14 protein-coding genes are annotated in these 16,661 nt (G+C 62.0%); 4 read left to right on the forward strand and 10 right to left on the reverse strand.

What is annotated here, in order from left to right; genetic code table 11:
- Positions 1–7: 7 nt before the first annotated feature.
- The 3 genes from RBA95_RS03905 to RBA95_RS03915 form a co-directional block, all read right to left on the reverse strand.
- A complete protein-coding gene (locus RBA95_RS03905) occupies positions 8–2,653 on the reverse strand; it encodes a TonB-dependent receptor (protein WP_306015500.1) in 2,646 nt (881 codons plus the stop codon).
- Positions 2,654–2,992: 339 nt separating this feature from the next.
- A complete protein-coding gene (ctrA, locus tag RBA95_RS03910) occupies positions 2,993–3,694 on the reverse strand; it encodes a response regulator transcription factor CtrA (RefSeq protein ID WP_306015501.1) in 702 nt (233 codons plus the stop codon).
- A gap of 308 nt (positions 3,695–4,002) precedes the next feature.
- Positions 4,003–5,448 (reverse strand): KamA family radical SAM protein, encoded by a 1,446-nt coding sequence (locus RBA95_RS03915; protein ID WP_306015502.1) that lies wholly within the window; start codon positions 5,446–5,448, stop codon positions 4,003–4,005.
- A 353-nt stretch (positions 5,449–5,801) separates the two neighbouring features.
- Between RBA95_RS03915 and fliI the strand changes: the two genes are divergently transcribed.
- The 3 genes from fliI (at position 5,802) to RBA95_RS03930 (ending at position 8,331) form a co-directional block, all read left to right on the forward strand.
- Positions 5,802–7,112, forward strand: coding sequence for a flagellar protein export ATPase FliI (gene fliI / locus RBA95_RS03920; RefSeq protein WP_306015503.1), 1,311 nt, complete (start codon positions 5,802–5,804; stop codon positions 7,110–7,112).
- A 9-nt stretch (positions 7,113–7,121) separates the two neighbouring features.
- On the forward strand, positions 7,122–7,541 hold the full coding sequence (fliJ, locus tag RBA95_RS03925) for a flagellar export protein FliJ (RefSeq protein ID WP_306015504.1): 420 nt from the start codon (positions 7,122–7,124) through the stop codon (positions 7,539–7,541).
- 121 nt (positions 7,542–7,662) lie between these two features.
- Entirely contained in the window at positions 7,663–8,331 is a 669-nt protein-coding gene (locus RBA95_RS03930) for a hypothetical protein (RefSeq protein WP_306015505.1), read from the forward strand.
- Between the two features lie 5 nt (positions 8,332–8,336).
- On the opposite strand, the gene RBA95_RS03935 is transcribed toward RBA95_RS03930, so the two are convergent.
- The 7 genes from RBA95_RS03935 to RBA95_RS03965 form a co-directional block, all read right to left on the reverse strand.
- Complete coding sequence (locus tag RBA95_RS03935) at positions 8,337–9,167, reverse strand: protein-glutamate O-methyltransferase CheR (RefSeq protein WP_306015506.1); 831 nt, start codon at positions 9,165–9,167, stop codon at positions 8,337–8,339.
- Complete coding sequence (locus RBA95_RS03940; protein ID WP_306015507.1) at positions 9,164–10,240, reverse strand: chemotaxis response regulator protein-glutamate methylesterase; 1,077 nt, start codon at positions 10,238–10,240, stop codon at positions 9,164–9,166. Before RBA95_RS03940 ends, RBA95_RS03935 begins: the two co-directional genes overlap by 4 nt.
- A 14-nt stretch (positions 10,241–10,254) precedes the next feature.
- The gene (locus tag RBA95_RS03945) at positions 10,255–10,620 is read right to left on the reverse strand and encodes a response regulator (protein WP_306015508.1); all 366 of its coding nucleotides are present in this window, start codon (positions 10,618–10,620) and stop codon (positions 10,255–10,257) included.
- A 15-nt stretch (positions 10,621–10,635) separates the two neighbouring features.
- Positions 10,636–11,085, reverse strand: coding sequence for a chemotaxis protein CheW (locus tag RBA95_RS03950; protein WP_306015509.1), 450 nt, complete (start codon positions 11,083–11,085; stop codon positions 10,636–10,638).
- A 13-nt stretch (positions 11,086–11,098) separates the two neighbouring features.
- The gene (locus tag RBA95_RS03955; protein ID WP_306015510.1) at positions 11,099–13,867 is read right to left on the reverse strand and encodes a chemotaxis protein CheA; all 2,769 of its coding nucleotides are present in this window, start codon (positions 13,865–13,867) and stop codon (positions 11,099–11,101) included.
- Between the two features lie 102 nt (positions 13,868–13,969).
- On the reverse strand, positions 13,970–14,647 hold the full coding sequence (locus RBA95_RS03960) for a histidine phosphotransferase family protein (protein ID WP_306015511.1): 678 nt from the start codon (positions 14,645–14,647) through the stop codon (positions 13,970–13,972).
- A 57-nt stretch (positions 14,648–14,704) separates the two neighbouring features.
- Entirely contained in the window at positions 14,705–14,944 is a 240-nt protein-coding gene (locus RBA95_RS03965) for a hypothetical protein (protein WP_306015512.1), read from the reverse strand.
- A 228-nt stretch (positions 14,945–15,172) separates the two neighbouring features.
- Between RBA95_RS03965 and RBA95_RS03970 the strand changes: the two genes are divergently transcribed.
- Positions 15,173–16,660 carry a M23 family metallopeptidase gene (locus RBA95_RS03970; protein WP_306015513.1) on the forward strand — a complete coding sequence of 496 codons (1,488 nt, stop codon included), beginning with the start codon at positions 15,173–15,175 and terminating at the stop codon, positions 16,658–16,660.
- Position 16,661: the final 1 nt, after the last annotated feature.

A 16,661-nucleotide genomic window follows, 5' to 3' on the forward strand; every position in this document is an offset into this window, starting at 1 on the left:
CGGGATCCTAAAACCGCTTGCGCAGCGTGATCCCGTAGGTCCGAGGCTGGTTTGGATAAGCGGAGAAGGAGCCCGCTTGCAGCGTCGTCGGGAAGCCCGAAGTATAATACTCATCCTCGTTCAGGTTCCGTGCCCACAGCAGGGCTTCGAGACCATTGTCGAGATTCACGCCGAAGGAGGCGTTGATTGTGCTCACCGACCGCGTGATGTCATCAGGCAGGTTGTTGAGCAGCTTGACCTCGGATTCGTACTGGTAGTCGGCCCGGAAGAAGGCCTCGCCGCCATTGAAGTCGCGGCTGTACTGAACACCGAAGGAACCGGCGAATTCGGGAATGCCGGCGACGTCCGCGCCGCTGAGATCACCGACGCCGTTGGCGACGCCGTCCGCCAGGTCTTCCGGGCTGCCCGTCACCACCGGAGCGCCCGGATAGCTGTCATATTCAGCGTTCATCCAGATACCGGACAGGGTGAAGGTCAGGCCCGGGATATCCGGCGGATTGATCGTCGTGTCGAACTCCAGACCCTGGCTGGATTGTTCGCCCGCATTGACCACCGCAAAGCCTGCGCCCTGGAAGATGGAGGACTGGAAGTCCTCGATGGTCTGGTCAAACAGCGCCACATCTAGCGAGCCCCAGGAAAAGCGGGTCTTGAAGCCGACTTCCAGGGTCGTGGTGATTTCCGGACGGGCGAAACGCTGGTTGCCGGCCACGCCGAGCGCTTCAGCGGTGTTCACCACCGTGGGCAAGCCCAGAGCATTGTCCGCCGCCAGTTCGCCCGCCGCGCGCAGCGCCGCCACGTCAGCACTGTTCGGACGCGTATCGGGCGTCAGGTTCCAGGACGAGGCCTTGAAGCCGCGCGCATAGGACACATACACATTGGTGCGGTCCGTGGCGTCATAGGCCAGACGCAAGGTATAGGGCCAATCTGAATCATTGGTCCGACCATCTTCCACCGAGTTGGGGAACGGCGTCAGTGCGCCCAGCGGCTGCAGCCCCAGCTGGAAGAAGTCCAGAAGCGGGTTGGCCAGCGGCAGACCGGTCGAAGGATCAACCACGACGCCGTTCACCAGCACGCCGCCATTGCCCAGAGCCACCGAGTTGAAGGTGGTCGAGGCATCGACAAAGGCGCTGAAGACTGTGGGCTGAGCGGCTGCGAATGCGCCCACTTGCACCGGGTCATTGGGATTGATGCCGGCGCTCTGCAGGAAGCTGCCCAGACCCAGCTCCACAAAGTTCAGGTCGGAGAACGGGTTGGTGCGAATGACGTCGGTGAAATCAACGCTCTTGTTCGTTTCGAAATAAGCCAGACCGGCTGTCAGAACGAGCCGTTCGGTCAGGTCAAAGTCCACCTGGCCGAAGATCTGGAATTGCTCATCGGTCTGTTCCGCGGTGAAACGGGTGCCGCCGCCTTCCGCGTAGAACGTGCCCGGCGCAAAGCCGAGCGGCGCTTCGAACATGGCCAGGGCTCCGCCCGTGAGAATGTCCACATAGGCGCGGGAGTCAGAGCCATAGATACGGGCGTCTTCCACCGTCATGTCTTCATCGGAATAGAAGGCGCCGAGCAGGAAGAAAGCCCGATTGTTCCAGTCGCCCGTCAGACGGAATTCCTGGGTGAACGTGCTGACATCCAGTCCGCGAATGTTCTCTCCGAGAATATCGAGATCGGTGAAATCGCCCTCGTAATCAACGAAGTCGTCATACTGACGCAGCGCCGTAATGGAACTCAGGGTGAGATTGTCATTCAGCTGCCAGTCCGCTTGCAGGGACACGCCCGAATTCTCGATCTGGTTCTGGTTGGGAAGGTCCGTGGCGATCTGATACGCAAAATCACCCTGGGACGTCTGACCGCCCAGCAGGCCGCGAATGGCCGGTCCGGCAGCGCCATCGGTCACCCGGTCCGTACCGCAGCATTGTTCGTCTATCTCGTCATAGTCGGCGATCAGACGGATTTCGAGATTGTCGGTCGGCAGCATGAGAAGCTGGCCGCGAATGGCGTAACGGTCGCGATCATTGAAATCGCCGCCCGGGCCGTTGTTCTCGTAATAGCCGTCACGATTGTTCGTGCTGCCCGACAATGAGAAGGCCACGTTTTCGCTCAGAGGTCCTGACACCGAGCCTTTGAGAATGGTCGTACCATAATTGCCGAAGGTCACCTCACCTGTGCCTTCCCATTCAAAGGAGGGGCTTTCGGTGATGATGCTGACCACGCCGGCCGTGGCGTTCTTGCCAAACAGGGTGGATTGCGGACCGCGCAGGACTTCCACGCGCTCAATGCCCATCAGGTCCGACAGCACCGATCCGGCGCGCGGTCGGAAGACGCCGTCGATATAGACCGCAACGGACGGCTCAATGCCGGGATTGTTCGCGCCATTGCCCTGGCCGCGGATGATAAACGTGGTGTTGGAGCTGCGCTCGAGCTGGCTGACCCGCAGGGTCGGCACTACGGACTGCAGATCAATGGCGTCGATGATCTGGGCGTTCTCGATGGTCTCCGCCTGAACCACGGACACCGCGATCGGCACCTCCTGAAGCGTCTGCTCCCGCTTCTGCGCGGTCACCGTAATGACGTCCGGCTGTTGCGCGTGGGCCAGCCCGGTCAGACCGGCGGCCAGCGCGGTTGCGCCCAGCGCAACGGACTTGATGGATTTCTTCATGCTTTCCTCCCCCGACGCCCCGCAGCTTCTTTGCTGCATTTTTGGTACAGGCGTGTCCGGACAGGTTAGTGAAGCTTAGGCAGAATACGCAAGTACAGACTTGAATACACACCCAGATAATTGGGTTGTGCGCCGCACAATGACACTGCAACTCGAACGCAGTTCAAGTGCTGCATAAGCGAAGTGTGACTGCTCAAGTCCGAATGAATTTATTCCTAATCACGGATTCTATTGGGTATTTGCCCTTGCTCACCGATGCTGCGATGCGCGCACAATGCCGACAAACAAAAACCCCCGGAGCCTGGGCTCCGGGGGTTTTTGATGGAGATGTCAGACGGATCAGGCGCTGGCGGCGCTGATCTCATCAGAAGGGTCACGCAGAACATATCCGCGGCCCCAGACCGTCTCGATGTGGTGATCACCGGCGGTGGCCGAAGCGAGCTTCTTGCGCAGCTTGCAGATGAAGACGTCGATGATCTTCAGCTCCGGCTCGTCCATGCCGCCATAAAGATGGTTGAGGAACATTTCCTTGGTCAGGGTCGTGCCCTTGCGCAGGGAAAGCAGCTCCAGCATCTGGTATTCCTTGCCGGTCAGATGCACGCGCTGGCCGTTCACTTCGACGGTCTTGGCGTCGAGATTCACGGCGATGTCGCCGGTCTTGATGATCGACTGGGAATGACCTTTGGAGCGACGCACCACGGCATGGATGCGGGCGATCAGCTCTTCCTTGTGGAAAGGCTTGGTCATGTAGTCGTCAGCGCCCGAACCCAGGCCGCGCACCTTGTTGTCGATGTCGGCATTGCCCGAGAGGATCAGGATCGGCGTGTCGACCTTGGCCACACGCAGGGTTTTGAGCACGTCAAAACCGGGCATGTCCGGAAGGTTCAGATCCAGCAGAATGATGTCATAGTCATAGAGTTTGCCGAGATCGACACCCTCTTCGCCCAGGTCCGTCACATACGTGTTGAAGCCTTCTGACTTCAACATCAGTTCGATACCCTGCGCTGTCGCGCGATCATCTTCGATCAGCAGAACCCGCATCGGTTCCCTCCCATGGCCGACGCACGAATCACCACCTCCGCGCGACGTCACAACCGTTAACCTTATTCGCTATGAGAGGCGAGAAACCCTTATGGGAAGTTAACGACTGTTTGACTCGTGCGGCAGAATCGAGTCCCGCAGCGCGAATCGGCCAATAAATTCGATATTAATCATGAACTTGGTTATGCCTGAAAAAATTCACGAATCGTAAAAAAGCCCCCGCGAATCGCTCGGCGGGGGCTTCTCAAATCCGTGGAAAACTCTGAAAAATTCAGCCGTTTGAAGGGCCGTCTTTTCAGCCCGTCAGACTATTCCGCCGCCTGCATCAAAGCCGGGGCGAGTGCGGCCAGAACCGGCGCCCATTTGTCGTCAGCCCCCTCGACACGACCATCATAAAGGATGCGATCCTCATAGCCGCTGATCCAGAGCGCTTCAGGATTGCGTCGCGCGATCACGATGTCGCTTTGACGGTCTGAATGGGGCGTCCGGTGTAGCCGGAAGATCACCAGCCCGTCCGCCAGGGCGTCGCCCAGCTCACCGCCCAGCGAGCGCAAACGCTCATCCCCGTCGATGACCGAGACCATCTCCATCTTGCCCGCCTCGGTGGACAGGGCGAAGCGGGAGCGCTCAATACCCGACAAGCCGTGCTGGCTTTCAGCGTGCAGTTTCCAGGCTTTCTCCACAGGCACGGCGAAGGCGCGGAAGCCCTCGATCTCGCGGCACTGGAAGAAGTAGTGATTGTTCACGCCCATGCGCTTGAGTTCCTGCTGCATCAGGCGCAGGGCGTCCGCGTCATCATTCACGCCATCAATGATCGGCGTCTGGTTTTCGAGCGTCACAAACGGACGCGCCCGCAGGCGGGTCGCCGCCTGCTCCACCAGCGGATTGCGCAGCGGACGGCCGCGCTCGTCGCGCACATACTCACCCTGTTCATTCAGGCGCAGGAATTCGTCGGGGTGAGTGAAATGAACCATGAAGGCCATCAGCACCTGCGGATGCACCTCGTGGAAGAGGTCGAGCATGCGGAAGAAGTTGTCGTCGAACCGCTCGGGATAGAACGCCATCTCCTTGGTGCCGATGCGGATCACCTCGACGCCGGCTTCGGCCAGGCCGTTGAGATAATCAAACAGGTTCCGGTTCGACAGCACCATCGGATCGCCGCCGGACAGCAGCACTTCGCGCACTTTCGGCTTCTGGGTGATCTCGCCACGTTCGACCTTGGCGTTGTGGGTCTCGATATAGTCCTTCACCTCGTGGATCGAGGCGGTGTCCTTGCCCGTCTTGCCGGTCAGGAAGTCAGACCGGTAGCAATACCGGCACCAGCTCGAACAGGTGCGCACCACATAGACCAAGCACAGCTCGTATTTGTGCAGAAGCCCCGGCATGGGGCTGTATTTGAGCTGGTTTGACGGGTCCGCCTCGCCCGACAGGTCGTCCATTTCCTCGGGGCGAGCCTTGATCAGATTCTTCACCGCCTCTGAACGCTTGGCGAGGTCGAGATAATAGCCGGTCGCGCGCGGCGGCAGGCGGTTGGAGACGCCGGCCGCTTCCAGCTCGTCCAGCTCTTCGCTCGAATAGATTTCGGCTCCGCCCTCGCTGAGATACTGCCGGTAACGCGGCAGGTCGTGCACGACATAGCGGTTGAATTTGCTCTCTTCGATCTGGGCGTAGAGATTATCTTTGTTTTGACGCGAAATGGCTTTTTTCTTCGGGCGCGATCCAGCGATGCGCACAGTCTTGGCGTTGAGCGACATAAGGCTCCCTCGTCGTCGAATACTCGGCGGCGGCGCTTGCGCCAGCGATGTGAAACTAGGGAGAGACCGGATTTCAGCCTCTCAGAGCGCGCCGGGCTTCATCGAAGGAAACCACCCCATGCGGGCGCACAGGCTCTGATCGGGGCGTTGAGCACGCTGTCAGGCGGCTGCCGCCCGTCGAGCCGAGGGGGAACATAGCCATTCGCACTCAAAAGAAAACAGGCTTACGGAAGTTTCTTGCGCACGTCATAAACTGAAGAACGCGCAGCGACGTTTACGCGGCTGAAACCGCGTTTGGGTTAAACAAGGGTTCCAAGCGGGGAAAAGCCCTGTGCAACAACGCGAGAAGAGCGGTGGATAGCCTGATCGACCGGATCTCCAACCTGGAGACCCGAACGTTCAAAGGCCGTGTGTCAGCGGTCAATGGCCTCCTGGTTGAGGCGGAAGGGCCGGCGATGGCCCTGACCCTTGGCGCACGCGCTCATCTTGATGGTCCCGTCAAAGCCAGCTTCGAGGTTGTCGGCTTTCGCGGCGACACTGCCCTGATGATGGCCTATGACGATCTGACCGGCGTCAGACCGGGCGCGATCGCGACGCTGGATCCGCGCGGTGACGCGATCCGACCGCACAAGGCCTGGCTGGGCCGGGTCATGGACAGTTTCTGCCGTCCCCAGGATTCCATGGGCTTTTTGCCCGAAGGCGATGTGGAGTACGCGCTCAAGGGCCGTCCGCCGGGCGCACACAGCCGACAGCGTCTGGGCGAGCGTCTGGATCTGGGCGTGCGCGCCATGAATGTCTTCACGCCCATGCGCCTGGGGCAGCGCCTGGGCGTCTTCGCCGGGTCGGGCGTGGGCAAGTCCGTCTTGCTCTCCATGCTGGCGCGGGGCTCTGAAGCGGATGTCATCGTCATCGGCCTGATCGGCGAACGGGGCCGCGAAGCGCGCGAATTCGTCGAGGATGTGCTGGGCCCGGAAGGCCGAGCGCGCTCGGTCGTTATTACGGAAACGTCCGACGCCCCCGCCCTGGCGCGACGCCGAGCCTGTTACACCACCATGGCGACCGCGGAGTATTTCCGCGATCAGGGGCTGAATGTCCTGTGCCTGATGGATTCCATCACCCGTTTCGCCCTCGCCCAGCGCGAAGTCGGTCTCGCCGCCGGCGAGCCTCCGACCACGCGCGGCTATACGCCTTCGGTTTTCGCCGAACTGCCTGCGCTGCTTGAGCGCGCCGGCCCCGGCCCCCAGGGCACGGGTACGATCACGGGTCTGTTCACCGTGCTGGTGGACGGGGACGATCATAACGAACCCATTGCGGACGCCGTTCGCGGCATTCTGGACGGCCATATTGTCATGGCGCGTTCAATCGCCGAGCGCGGACGTTTCCCCGCGATCGACATTCTCAAATCGATTTCTCGCTCTGCGCCCGAAGTCTATGCGCCCGAAGAGGCGCCGCTCGCGCGTGAAGCTCGAAAACTCCTCGCCGCCTATGCGGACATGGAGGAGCTGATCCGACTGGGAGCCTATTCCAGCGGATCGAACCCGGAGGTGGACCGGGCCATAGCGGTCAATGAACCGCTGGAAGCATTCCTGGGACAGGGAAAAGACGAGACCTCTTCGATTGAAGAGAGCTTCGCACACCTGGCCGGGATTTTGGGTGATGGATAGGGATAAGACATGGCGACACGTTCACACGCACCGCTGATCCGGCTGGCCCGGTTCAAAGTGGAAGAACTGCAAAAGCAGATGGCCGAGATCGAACGCGCTCGCGCCTCGATCAACGACCAGATCGACCGGCTTGAGGAAAGCGTTCCTGAAGAGCAGGCGATCGCCGAGGAAAACCGCGACGGTTATCTGGCCTATGGCAGCTATGCCCGCTCGGTGATCCAGCGCAAGGACAAGCTGCGCACCTCTCTGGGTGAAGTGGACGCCCAGGCGGATGAGCTGCGCGGACGGCTGGAAGCGGCTTTTGCGGATCTGAAGAAATACGAGCTGCTCGAAGAGCGGCGCCTGTCACGCATCCAGGATGCGCTCAAGGCCGCTGAACAAGCGCAGATGGACGAAATTGCGGGCCAGATTCGACGCCGCGCGCAGTAGACGACAAGAATCGCTTCAAGTCGCAACAGGCGTGACAACGCCTGTCAGGGGAGTTTTGGCTTGAACCCAATCCTTTACACGGTATTAATCCTTTCCAGAACGAGCGGATCCTGGGGGGGATATGAAGAGGCGCCGTATACTGGAGTTGGGACTGGCTGCGCTCGTCGCAGGCAGCGGCCTGTTTGCAGCGTTCGCGCCTGGCGCCGCACCCGATGCCCCGAGGCACGACATGGATCCGGCGCTCACCGGTTCGTCCCTGCCAACCCCGCGCCTTAATCCCGCATCCTTGCGCAATCCGGACCTCTATCGCGACCTGCGCATCTCCGACGCTTCACGCCAGGTGGCAAACGCCATCATGAGCCAGTCTGTCAGGCCGATGGACGCCGCGCCTGCCACACCCCGGTCATCACCCCATATCGCCATGGAAGGCTTCGCCATCTCCCCGCGTGCGGAATCCGATTCCGGGGATGGCTGGTCCGCAACCGCCCTGGGCGTGCAAGTGCGCGTCACGCCAGACGCAGGCGCGTCAGAACCGCAATGGTGGATTGTTGGCGGCGTCGGCCGTGAAAGCTATGCGGTCTCTCCCGGAAGTCTGCGGGAGTTCACCGTCGCGCCATTCTCTTCGGAAACCGTGATTGGCGACACTCATGTGGGCGTTGCCATGAAGCTCTCGGACCGGGCGCACGCCAGTTTCGGCTATGTGCGCGAACAGCGGGAGTTCCACCTCGGGCGCGAGGACTGGGAGGAAGACGAACACTTCCTCGGCATTGGCCTGCACGCCCGCTGGTAGTGCGATCAGGCCGCAGAGGCCAGTTTCGCGGCCATGGCCGGCTTGGCGTACAGACCGCGATGACCGCTGATCGGACGCAGGCTGTCGGTCAGGCCCACCACGGTTTCCGCAGCACCAAGCAGCAAGAAACCGTCATCGGCCAGCTGAGCCGCCAGGCGGTCCAGCACTTTCGCCTTCGTCTGGATGTCAAAGTAGATCAGCACATTGCGACAGAAGATGACGTCCATCTTGCCATAGCGTGCAAAGTCATCGAGCAGGTTGGCCTGCTCGAAACGCACTTTCTGGCGCAGTTGCGGTTTGATCCGCCAGGAATCCCCCACCTGGTCGAAATGCTTCACCAGACGCTGGATCGGCAAGCCGCGCTGGACCTCGAACTGGGTGTAGATGCCGGCTTTCGCCTTTTCCAGCACCGGCGCGCTCATATCCGTCGCCAGAATATCCGCGCTGAGGCCGGGAATTTCATCAAGCAGCATGCCCAGGGAGTAAGGTTCCTGTCCCGAGGACGCCGCGGCGCACCAGATTTTCAGCTGACGCCCCATGCGCGTGGACTTCAGCGACGGCGCGATCACGTTCTCGAACAGGTCGAACGGCGTCTTGTCACGGAAGAAAAAGGTTTCATGCGTGGCGAGCGCCTCACTGGCGGCGACGCACAGACGATGATCGCCGCGCATCATCGCATCCACCAGGGCTTCGACGGACGCAAACCCTTCCTTGCGGGCCAGCGGACCCAGCCGACTGTCGATCAGATAGGCCTTTTCCTGGCCCAGCACCAAGCCTGAACGCTTGCGAACATCCTGACAGAGAAAGTCGAACTTGTTTGAAGGAAGAGCGCTCATAGCGGTCCTTTCAGGCGCCGGGTCAATTCCGGTCCAATGTCTTTAAGGCTTAGAATTTGATCTGCAAGTCCAGCTTCGGCGATGGCGCCTGGCATGCCCCAGACGACCGAAGACGCCTGGTCCTGGACAATCACCTGACCGCCGGCGTCGCGCACCGTGCGAGCGCCGTCCCGGCCATCATGACCCATACCGGTCAGAACCACCGCCAGCACGCCATTGCCCACCACCTTGGCGCAGCTGTTGAACAGCGGATCCACGGCCGGACGACAGAAATTCACCGGCGGGGACTGATCGAGATGGGCCGAGAGCACGCCATTGGTGGATTTCAGCGTCATGTGGAAATCGCCCGGCGCAAGATAGATCCGGCCCGGACGCAGCGGTTCGCCTTCCTTGGCTTCCGCCGCCGGCATGCCCAGCTTGCTCAGATGCTCGGCCAGAATGGCGGTGAACAGCTTGGGCATGTGCTGGGTGATCACGATCGGCACATTGGTGTCGCGCGGCAGCGCGCCAATCACGTCACGGAGCGCTTGCGGCCCCCCCGTCGAGGAGCCGATGGCGATCAGGCTGGGCCGACGCGCCGGCGCCACGGGGCGCGGAATGGCGGGCTTGACCGCCACCGGACGCGGCGGAACGCCCGCGGGGCGCGGGCTGAGCGCGACCAGCTTGTCGAGCAATTCCTTGCGATAGGCTTCGGCCCCCGCCACACGACCCGCTTCGGGTTTGGGGGCATAGTCGGCCGCGCCCAATGACAGGGCGCGCATGGTGATCTCGCCGCCCTTCAGGGTCAGCGTGGACGCCATGACGACCTTGGCCTTGGGACAGGCCTTGAGGATTTGCGGCAAGGCGGTCAGACCGTCCATACGTGGCATCTCGATGTCGAGAACCACGATATCGGGCTGCAATTCAGCGGCCTTGCGCACCCCGACTTCACCGTCAGAACAGGTTGCAGCGACCTGAAGACGGGAGTCCGCCTCGATCCAGCGCGAGACCAGACCGCGCACCACGGCGCTGTCGTCAATGATCAAAACGCTGGGCAGTCCCGACCGACCTGCAGTGGAAGGTGATGCACTCACTTGGTTGTTCCGATCTAGACCAGGCCGGTTTCGGCGAACTTGGATTCAATGATATCGCCGTCGAAAGGCTTCATGACGTACTCATCCGCGCCCGCGCGCAGCGCCTGAGTGATATGCGCCATGTCGTTTTCCGTGGTACAGAAGACAACGACCGGTTTCTTGCCGTTCGGCTCTTCGCGCAGCTTGATCAGGAAATCGAGGCCGTTCATCACCGGCATGTTCCAGTCCAGCAGAACGGCGTCCGGCATGGTCTTCTTGCAGAAGTCCAGCGCCTGCTGACCGTCGGCGGCTTCCTCGCACGCAAACCCCAGGTCTTCGACGATCTTACGCGCGACTTTCCGGATCACCCGGCTGTCATCCACAACAAGGCAGGTTTTCATACCCATGCTCCAAAATTAAGCCGCAAGACCGCCTTGCCAGGCGATGAGGGCTCGAATGTCCAAAACCGCCAACAAGTCTTTTTCCAATCGGTGCACGCCCTTGAGCAGGACGCGCCATTTCGGATCCAGATGAGCCGGGGTGGGTTCAAGCGTATCGGATTTCAGCCGCATGACTTCGCCGACTTCGTCGACCAGAACGCCGAAGAGTTCGGTGCCCTCTTCAAGCCCCAGCGCCATGACGTTTGCGCCCGGCTCGCGCGGCGGCAGGCCCAGGCGGTGCCGGGCGTCCACGGCCGTCACGATGCGACCACGCAGGTTCAGAAGGCCCGCGATCTCACCCGGCGCACGCGGGACGGATGTAACGTCCTGCGGCGAGAAGACTTCCCGGATCTGCTTAACTTCGACGCCGAGCAATTGATCGCCAATTCGGACCGTGACGTATTCGAAGCTATCTTCAACAGACATGCCCTGCTCTCCTCTAGGCCGCGCTGCGCGCGGCTTGATCCAGCGCTGCGATCAGACCGCCGCGATCCCCGGCCGGCATGATGGCGACAAAGCCGTCCGTCGACTGGGTGTAATCGTGTTCACCGACGCCCAGTCTAGGCACATTGGTGTAAACACCTTCTTCCTGAAGACGCGCAAGTGCAGCGGGATCGCCGACCAGCACATCATATTCCGCGCCCATGGTCGCCGCATCGCGCGCTTCGTGCAGTCCGCCTGCAACGGTGACGTCATAGCCGGCCGCCGCCAGAAGCGGCGCAAGCATGCGGCGCGAGAACGCGTCCGCTTCAACCAGCAAGACAGCGTTGCGGCCCGTGCTGGACTTGCCCTTGCGCTGCGGCGCGCCGTTCCAGGCTCGCTGCATGTGCCAGGCGATGTCGAGCACTTCGGTCGCCTTGCCCTTGATGATGGCGGAACCGATCACGCCGGGACGCTCCGAGCCCATTTCCAGATCGAGGCGCTCTTCCACCACATCGAGGATTTCGTCCACCGCGACACCGGCTGAGCGGCCGTCCTCGGCGAACACCAGCACCGGCTGGCGGCCTTCTGTCGGGAAATGGTCCATGCCGCCGGCATGCGCCAGAGGCAGCAGGCGTCCACGGTACTGAACCACATAGCGACCATCGGTCTGCTCGATCGTCTGGGCTTCGAAATCCTCCAGACGCGTGATGAGGCTGACCGGCACCGCCTTGGGCTCCTCGCCCCCGGCGCGGACCAGCAGCAGACGCTGACGACCATTGGCGCCTTGCGCCTCGGCGGCGTCCTCGGCGGCGGCGTCGCTCTGCTCTTCGCCTTCGGCGGAAGAGGTTTCCTGCGCCAGGCCGTTCGGGTCGAGGATCATGATCACCGAACCGTCGCCGAGAATGGTCGCGCCGGAGAACACATTGATGCTCCGCAGCGGCCCGGACAGCGGCTTGACCACGATCTCCTCGGTGTCGAGCACGTCGTCCACTACAAGACCGATCTTGCGGCCGGCGGCTTCGAGAACGATGACATAGCCCGTCATGTCCTCGGCGCTGGTGTGCTCGGCCGTATTCAGGACCTCGCTCAGCGCGATCACCGGCAGAAGACGGTCACGCAGGCGGATCATGTTCGCGCCATTCAGCGTCTCGACCGCAATCGAGGAGCCGGCGCCCACACGGACCAGTTCGCGCACCGACAATTGCGGCGCCGCGAAGCGGTCCTCGCCCGACTTGACGATCAGAGCGGAGACGATCGCCAGCGTCAGCGGGATCTTGATGGTGAAGGTGGTGCCTTTGCCCTGCTCGGAGAACAGGTCAATGGAACCGCCAATCTGTTCGATATTGGTGCGCACCACATCCATGCCGACGCCCCGGCCGGACAGGTTGGTGACCGCAGCCGCCGTAGAGAAGCCCGGCGCGAAAATATAGCGCTGGATCTGGGCTTCGCTCATGTTCTCGAGCTCGGCCTCGCTGGCGAGACCTTTCTCGATCACCTTCTGGCGGATCTTCTCGGCGTTGAGTCCGCGACCGTCATCAATGATCTTCATGATGATGGCGCCGCCTTCGTGATAGGCGGAGAGCTTCACGGTGCCCATTTCATTCTTGCCCGCAGCCGCACGCTCATCAGGCGTCTCAAGGCCATGGTCGCAGGAATTGCGGATCATGTGGGTGAGCGGATCACGGATCAGCTCAAGCACCTGACGGTCCAGCTCGGTGTCTTCACCTTCCTGGACCAGGCGGATCTTCTTGCCGAGTTCCTGGCTCACATCGCGCACGATGCGCGGCAGCTTGCGCCAGGCGTCACCGACCGGCTGCATGCGTGTCTTCATCACGCCGTCCTGCAGCTCCGCCGTCACGGACGACAGGCGCTGCAGCGGAGTCTTGAGAGCGGAATCGTCGTTATCCCGCACGATCTGGTGCAGCTGGTTCCGCGCCAGCACCAGCTCGGACACCGTCGTCATCAGATTTTCAAGCGTATCCACATTCACGCGGATCGTGGCCTGAGTGCGATGGGCCTGCTGCTGACCGGCGTCGTCATTGGCCGGCGCCTTGCTCTCGGACTTGGCCGCAGGAGCGGGCGCGGCCGATTCCGCTTTCACCGGCGCGTCGACATGAGCCGGCTCGGCGTCATGCTCATCCTCATCCGCATCGGCTTCAGCATCGTGAGCCGTTTCAGCCTCGGCTTCGAACTCGGGGCCCGGCGTTGACAGGAAGGCGGCTTCAAGATCGGCGAGCGACACTTCGCCCGGCCGCAGCTCGCGGCCCAGATCCGCGTCAAATCCGGTCGCCGCGTCATCCGCAGTCGCCTGGACTTCAGGTTCGGGTTCGGGCTCGGGGGCGGGTTCAGGCTCGGGCGCGGGCGCAGCGGCGACCGGCTCCGCCGGCGCAGCCGCTTCCGGATCACCATGCCCCTGGGACAGAGATTCCAGTCGATCAATCAGATCGCGGTCATCCCCGGCCGGCTCCACACCGGTTTGCTCGAGACCGTTGGTGATCTCCTTGATCCGGTCAAGGGATTTGAGGACCACGGTCACCGCGTTGGAGTCAGCGACCATGTCGCCATCGCGGAACTTGCCCAGAAGCGTTTCACCCGCATGGGCGATCGCTTCCAGCCGTTCCAGGCCGAGGAACCCGCAGGTCCCCTTAATGGTATGAAGCAGCCGGAAAATATTATCCAGCGTCGCGCGATCCGTCGGATCCGCCTCAAATTTAACAAGCTCAACGTCAATGACGTCGAGGCTCTCCGACGTCTCTGCGAGGAACTCGCCGATCAACTCATCCATGGTCAGCCCCGGTGTTACAAAGCGGCTTTGTCACCAAGACTGTCACGATCAGTGTTAACGCAAGGTTGGGAACCTGCGCATTCCGTCAAATCATGTAAGGGATTATTCGGCGGCCTTGATTTCACTGCCCTCAGGGCCGATCAGGGCTGCCAGTTCGACCCGGTCGCCGTCCAGTCGCGCCTCGGCGCGGCCGCCGCTCTCACGCGCAATCAACCCAGCGTAGTAGGGCTGGATCGAACGGCCATCATAACCGTCTTCAGGACGCTCGCCCCGGATCGCCTTCTGATAGGCCTCATCCAGTCGCAGCCGGGTCCCCTTGGCGGAGACGCGCAGCCGCGCGCCGCCATCAGCGCTGGGGGTCGCCTCGATGATCACTTCCCCGCCGCGCGGCAAGCTGTCGACGCCGATCCAGATGAGATTCAGGAGCACGCGGGCTGCCGTCTTGCTGACCGCACCGCTCTCGGAAGGCCAGACAAGGTCCGGACGGGAATCCTCAAACATAGGTCCCGCAAGCGACTTGATCTCTGTCAGGCTGACCTCGCCGCCTCGCGAGCCGGCGGCGCCGAAACACACCCGGGCGTATTCGAGCTTGGACCGGATCTGCTTGGCGCCGGTCCGCAACAGCGAAATGGCGTCATCGCGCATGTCCAGCGCGCTTTCATCGTCCAGGACAGACAGGGCTGCACCCATGGCGCTGGTCGGGCCCGCAATGTCATGACAGACGCGGGAGGACAGCAAGGCTGCAAGTTCGGCGGCGGTGGGTGCGGTCTCTGTGCTCATGGAGAGTATGCTTAATGCGATTCTCGACTGGAAAAGGGTTAACGGCCTGCGTGAAAATCACACATCGTCATCCAGATCGTCGTGCCCGCTTCGACTGGAATGAAACACCAGCGCCATAAGGCCGACGCCCAGCGCCGCCGTCAGCACCACGCCCAGCGTCAAGGCCAGCCAGCCGTGCCAGCTCATGGCGAAGGCGATCTCGCCGCCATCCATGCTGGTCCATATGTAGACGGAAACCCAGACCGAACCGGCCAGCAGAGCGCCCATGACCAGGAGCGCCAGCAAAATGCCTTTCATGACAATTCCTTCCCTGAAGTTGGGCGAGCCTCTCGCCTGCGCAGCATATTTGCAACCTGTTAAGCGATGCACACTACATCGAAACGTATAGGTAACCCTTCGCCCGGATTAACAACGGGCGCACCGCCGGACTGGAACGAAGATTGCAGTAAACGGCACTTCCAGATGCGTTTCAGGCGCGCTAGCATTCCCCCGCTGGTGGGGAGCAATGAGGGATAATCTGCGTACATGTCCGGATTTGATGTGCACTTGGCTGACGCCCGGCGTTCACGCTCTTTGATCTTTTTCGTCGCTGTCGGGGCCGCCCTGCTTCTGACCGTCGGCTTCCTGATCAGTCGCGACCAAAGCGATCCGCGCCTGATGGCGCAGGCGCAGACGGAAATGTCCGATGACACGGATACGGCGTCCGAACCGGCTCAAACACCAGACCCAGCGACCTCTCCGCTCGAAGCGCTCGACACGCCGCCCCAGACCGCCGTCATGGCCGAGCACGCCCTGTTCACCAATCCGAACAAGCGCCCCGCCGTACACAGTGTCGATGTTACCGTGCGTCGCGGACAGACCTTCGCCAGCGTGCTGGCGGACGCCGGCGCGGACCGGGTGGATGCCGCGCGCGCCATCAATGCGCTCGACCCGCTCTACTCTGCGCGCCTGCTGCGTGCGGGTCAGGACCTGACGCTCTATTTCGAAACGCCTGCACCCTATGAGGTCCAGCAAACGTTCAGCACGGAACCTTCGGCCTCCACCACACGCCTTGCGGGGCTGTCCTTTCGTCCCGATCAGGAACGCACGCTGACCGTATCGCGCGACGGCAACGGTCAGTTCCACGCCCGCGAAGCCACCGCCAGCCTGCGCCGGGAAGTCGTGCGCGTGACCGGCGAGGTCAGCTCCAGCCTCTATCTCTCCGCCATCGAGCTGGGCGCGACCGACCGTGTCGTCTTTGAACTGGCCAATATTCTGGGTTTCGCGGTCGATTTCCGCACCGTGCAGCCCGGCGACCCGTTCGACGTCGTGTTCGAGCGCTTCGTGAACAGCCGGGGCGAGACCGTGCGCACCGGGGAGATTCTCTATGTCGTCTTCGACGGCCGCGGCGATCCGCTGGAATACTTCCGCTATGAAATGGAAGACGGCGAGATCGGCTATTACACCGGCGAAGGCGAAAGCGCCCAGCGCCTGCTGATGCGCATGCCCATCAATGGCGCGCGCATCTCCTCCTCCTTCGGCATGCGCTTCCACCCGGTTCTGAACCGCAATCGCCCCCATAACGGCACCGATTTCGCCGCCCCGCGCGGCACACCGGTCATGGCGGCGGGCGCGGGCATCGTCGAGCGCGCCAACCGTTTCGGCTCCTTCGGCAATTATGTGCGCATCCGCCACGCCAACGGCTATCAGACCGCCTACGCCCACCTTCAGGGCTTCGCCAGCGGCGTACGCTCGGGCACGCGCGTCCAGCAAGGCCAGATCATCGCCTATGTGGGCACCACCGGACGCTCAACGGGCCCTCACCTGCACTATGAAGTGCATCTGAACGGCAACCCGACCAATCCGATGAGCCTGGACCTGCCCACCGGCCGTCGCCTGGAAGCGAACGAGCTTGAGGACTTCATGCAGGTTCGTGATGAGCTGATCGAGCTGCGCGACAATGCGCCGGCAGCGCTTGAAGACGAAAGCTCACAGGACGCGATCCTGACCGCGGACAATGCCGGCGACGCCTGAT

Origin of the sequence: Oceanicaulis sp. MMSF_3324 (genome assembly GCF_030733545.1) — a bacterium.
Taxonomy (GTDB): domain Bacteria; phylum Pseudomonadota; class Alphaproteobacteria; order Caulobacterales; family Maricaulaceae; genus Oceanicaulis.

What these genes read in the sequence shown, in the direction of transcription:
- RBA95_RS03905 (WP_306015500.1), bottom strand. Translation starts at nt 2,653, where the DNA reads ATGAAGAAATCCATCAAGTCCGTTGCGCTGGGCGCAACCGCGCTGGCC.
- ctrA (WP_306015501.1), bottom strand. Translation starts at nt 3,694, where the DNA reads ATGCGGGTTCTGCTGATCGAAGATGATCGCGCGACAGCGCAGGGTATC.
- RBA95_RS03915 (WP_306015502.1), bottom strand. Translation starts at nt 5,448, where the DNA reads ATGTCGCTCAACGCCAAGACTGTGCGCATCGCTGGATCGCGCCCGAAG.
- fliJ (WP_306015504.1), top strand. Translation starts at nt 7,122, where the DNA reads ATGGCGACACGTTCACACGCACCGCTGATCCGGCTGGCCCGGTTCAAA.
- RBA95_RS03930 (WP_306015505.1), top strand. Translation starts at nt 7,663, where the DNA reads ATGAAGAGGCGCCGTATACTGGAGTTGGGACTGGCTGCGCTCGTCGCA.
- RBA95_RS03935 (WP_306015506.1), bottom strand. Translation starts at nt 9,167, where the DNA reads ATGAGCGCTCTTCCTTCAAACAAGTTCGACTTTCTCTGTCAGGATGTT.
- RBA95_RS03945 (WP_306015508.1), bottom strand. Translation starts at nt 10,620, where the DNA reads ATGAAAACCTGCCTTGTTGTGGATGACAGCCGGGTGATCCGGAAAGTC.
- RBA95_RS03950 (WP_306015509.1), bottom strand. Translation starts at nt 11,085, where the DNA reads ATGTCTGTTGAAGATAGCTTCGAATACGTCACGGTCCGAATTGGCGAT.
- RBA95_RS03955 (WP_306015510.1), bottom strand. Translation starts at nt 13,867, where the DNA reads ATGGATGAGTTGATCGGCGAGTTCCTCGCAGAGACGTCGGAGAGCCTC.
- RBA95_RS03960 (WP_306015511.1), bottom strand. Translation starts at nt 14,647, where the DNA reads ATGAGCACAGAGACCGCACCCACCGCCGCCGAACTTGCAGCCTTGCTG.
- RBA95_RS03965 (WP_306015512.1), bottom strand. Translation starts at nt 14,944, where the DNA reads ATGAAAGGCATTTTGCTGGCGCTCCTGGTCATGGGCGCTCTGCTGGCC.
- RBA95_RS03970 (WP_306015513.1), top strand. Translation starts at nt 15,173, where the DNA reads ATGTCCGGATTTGATGTGCACTTGGCTGACGCCCGGCGTTCACGCTCT.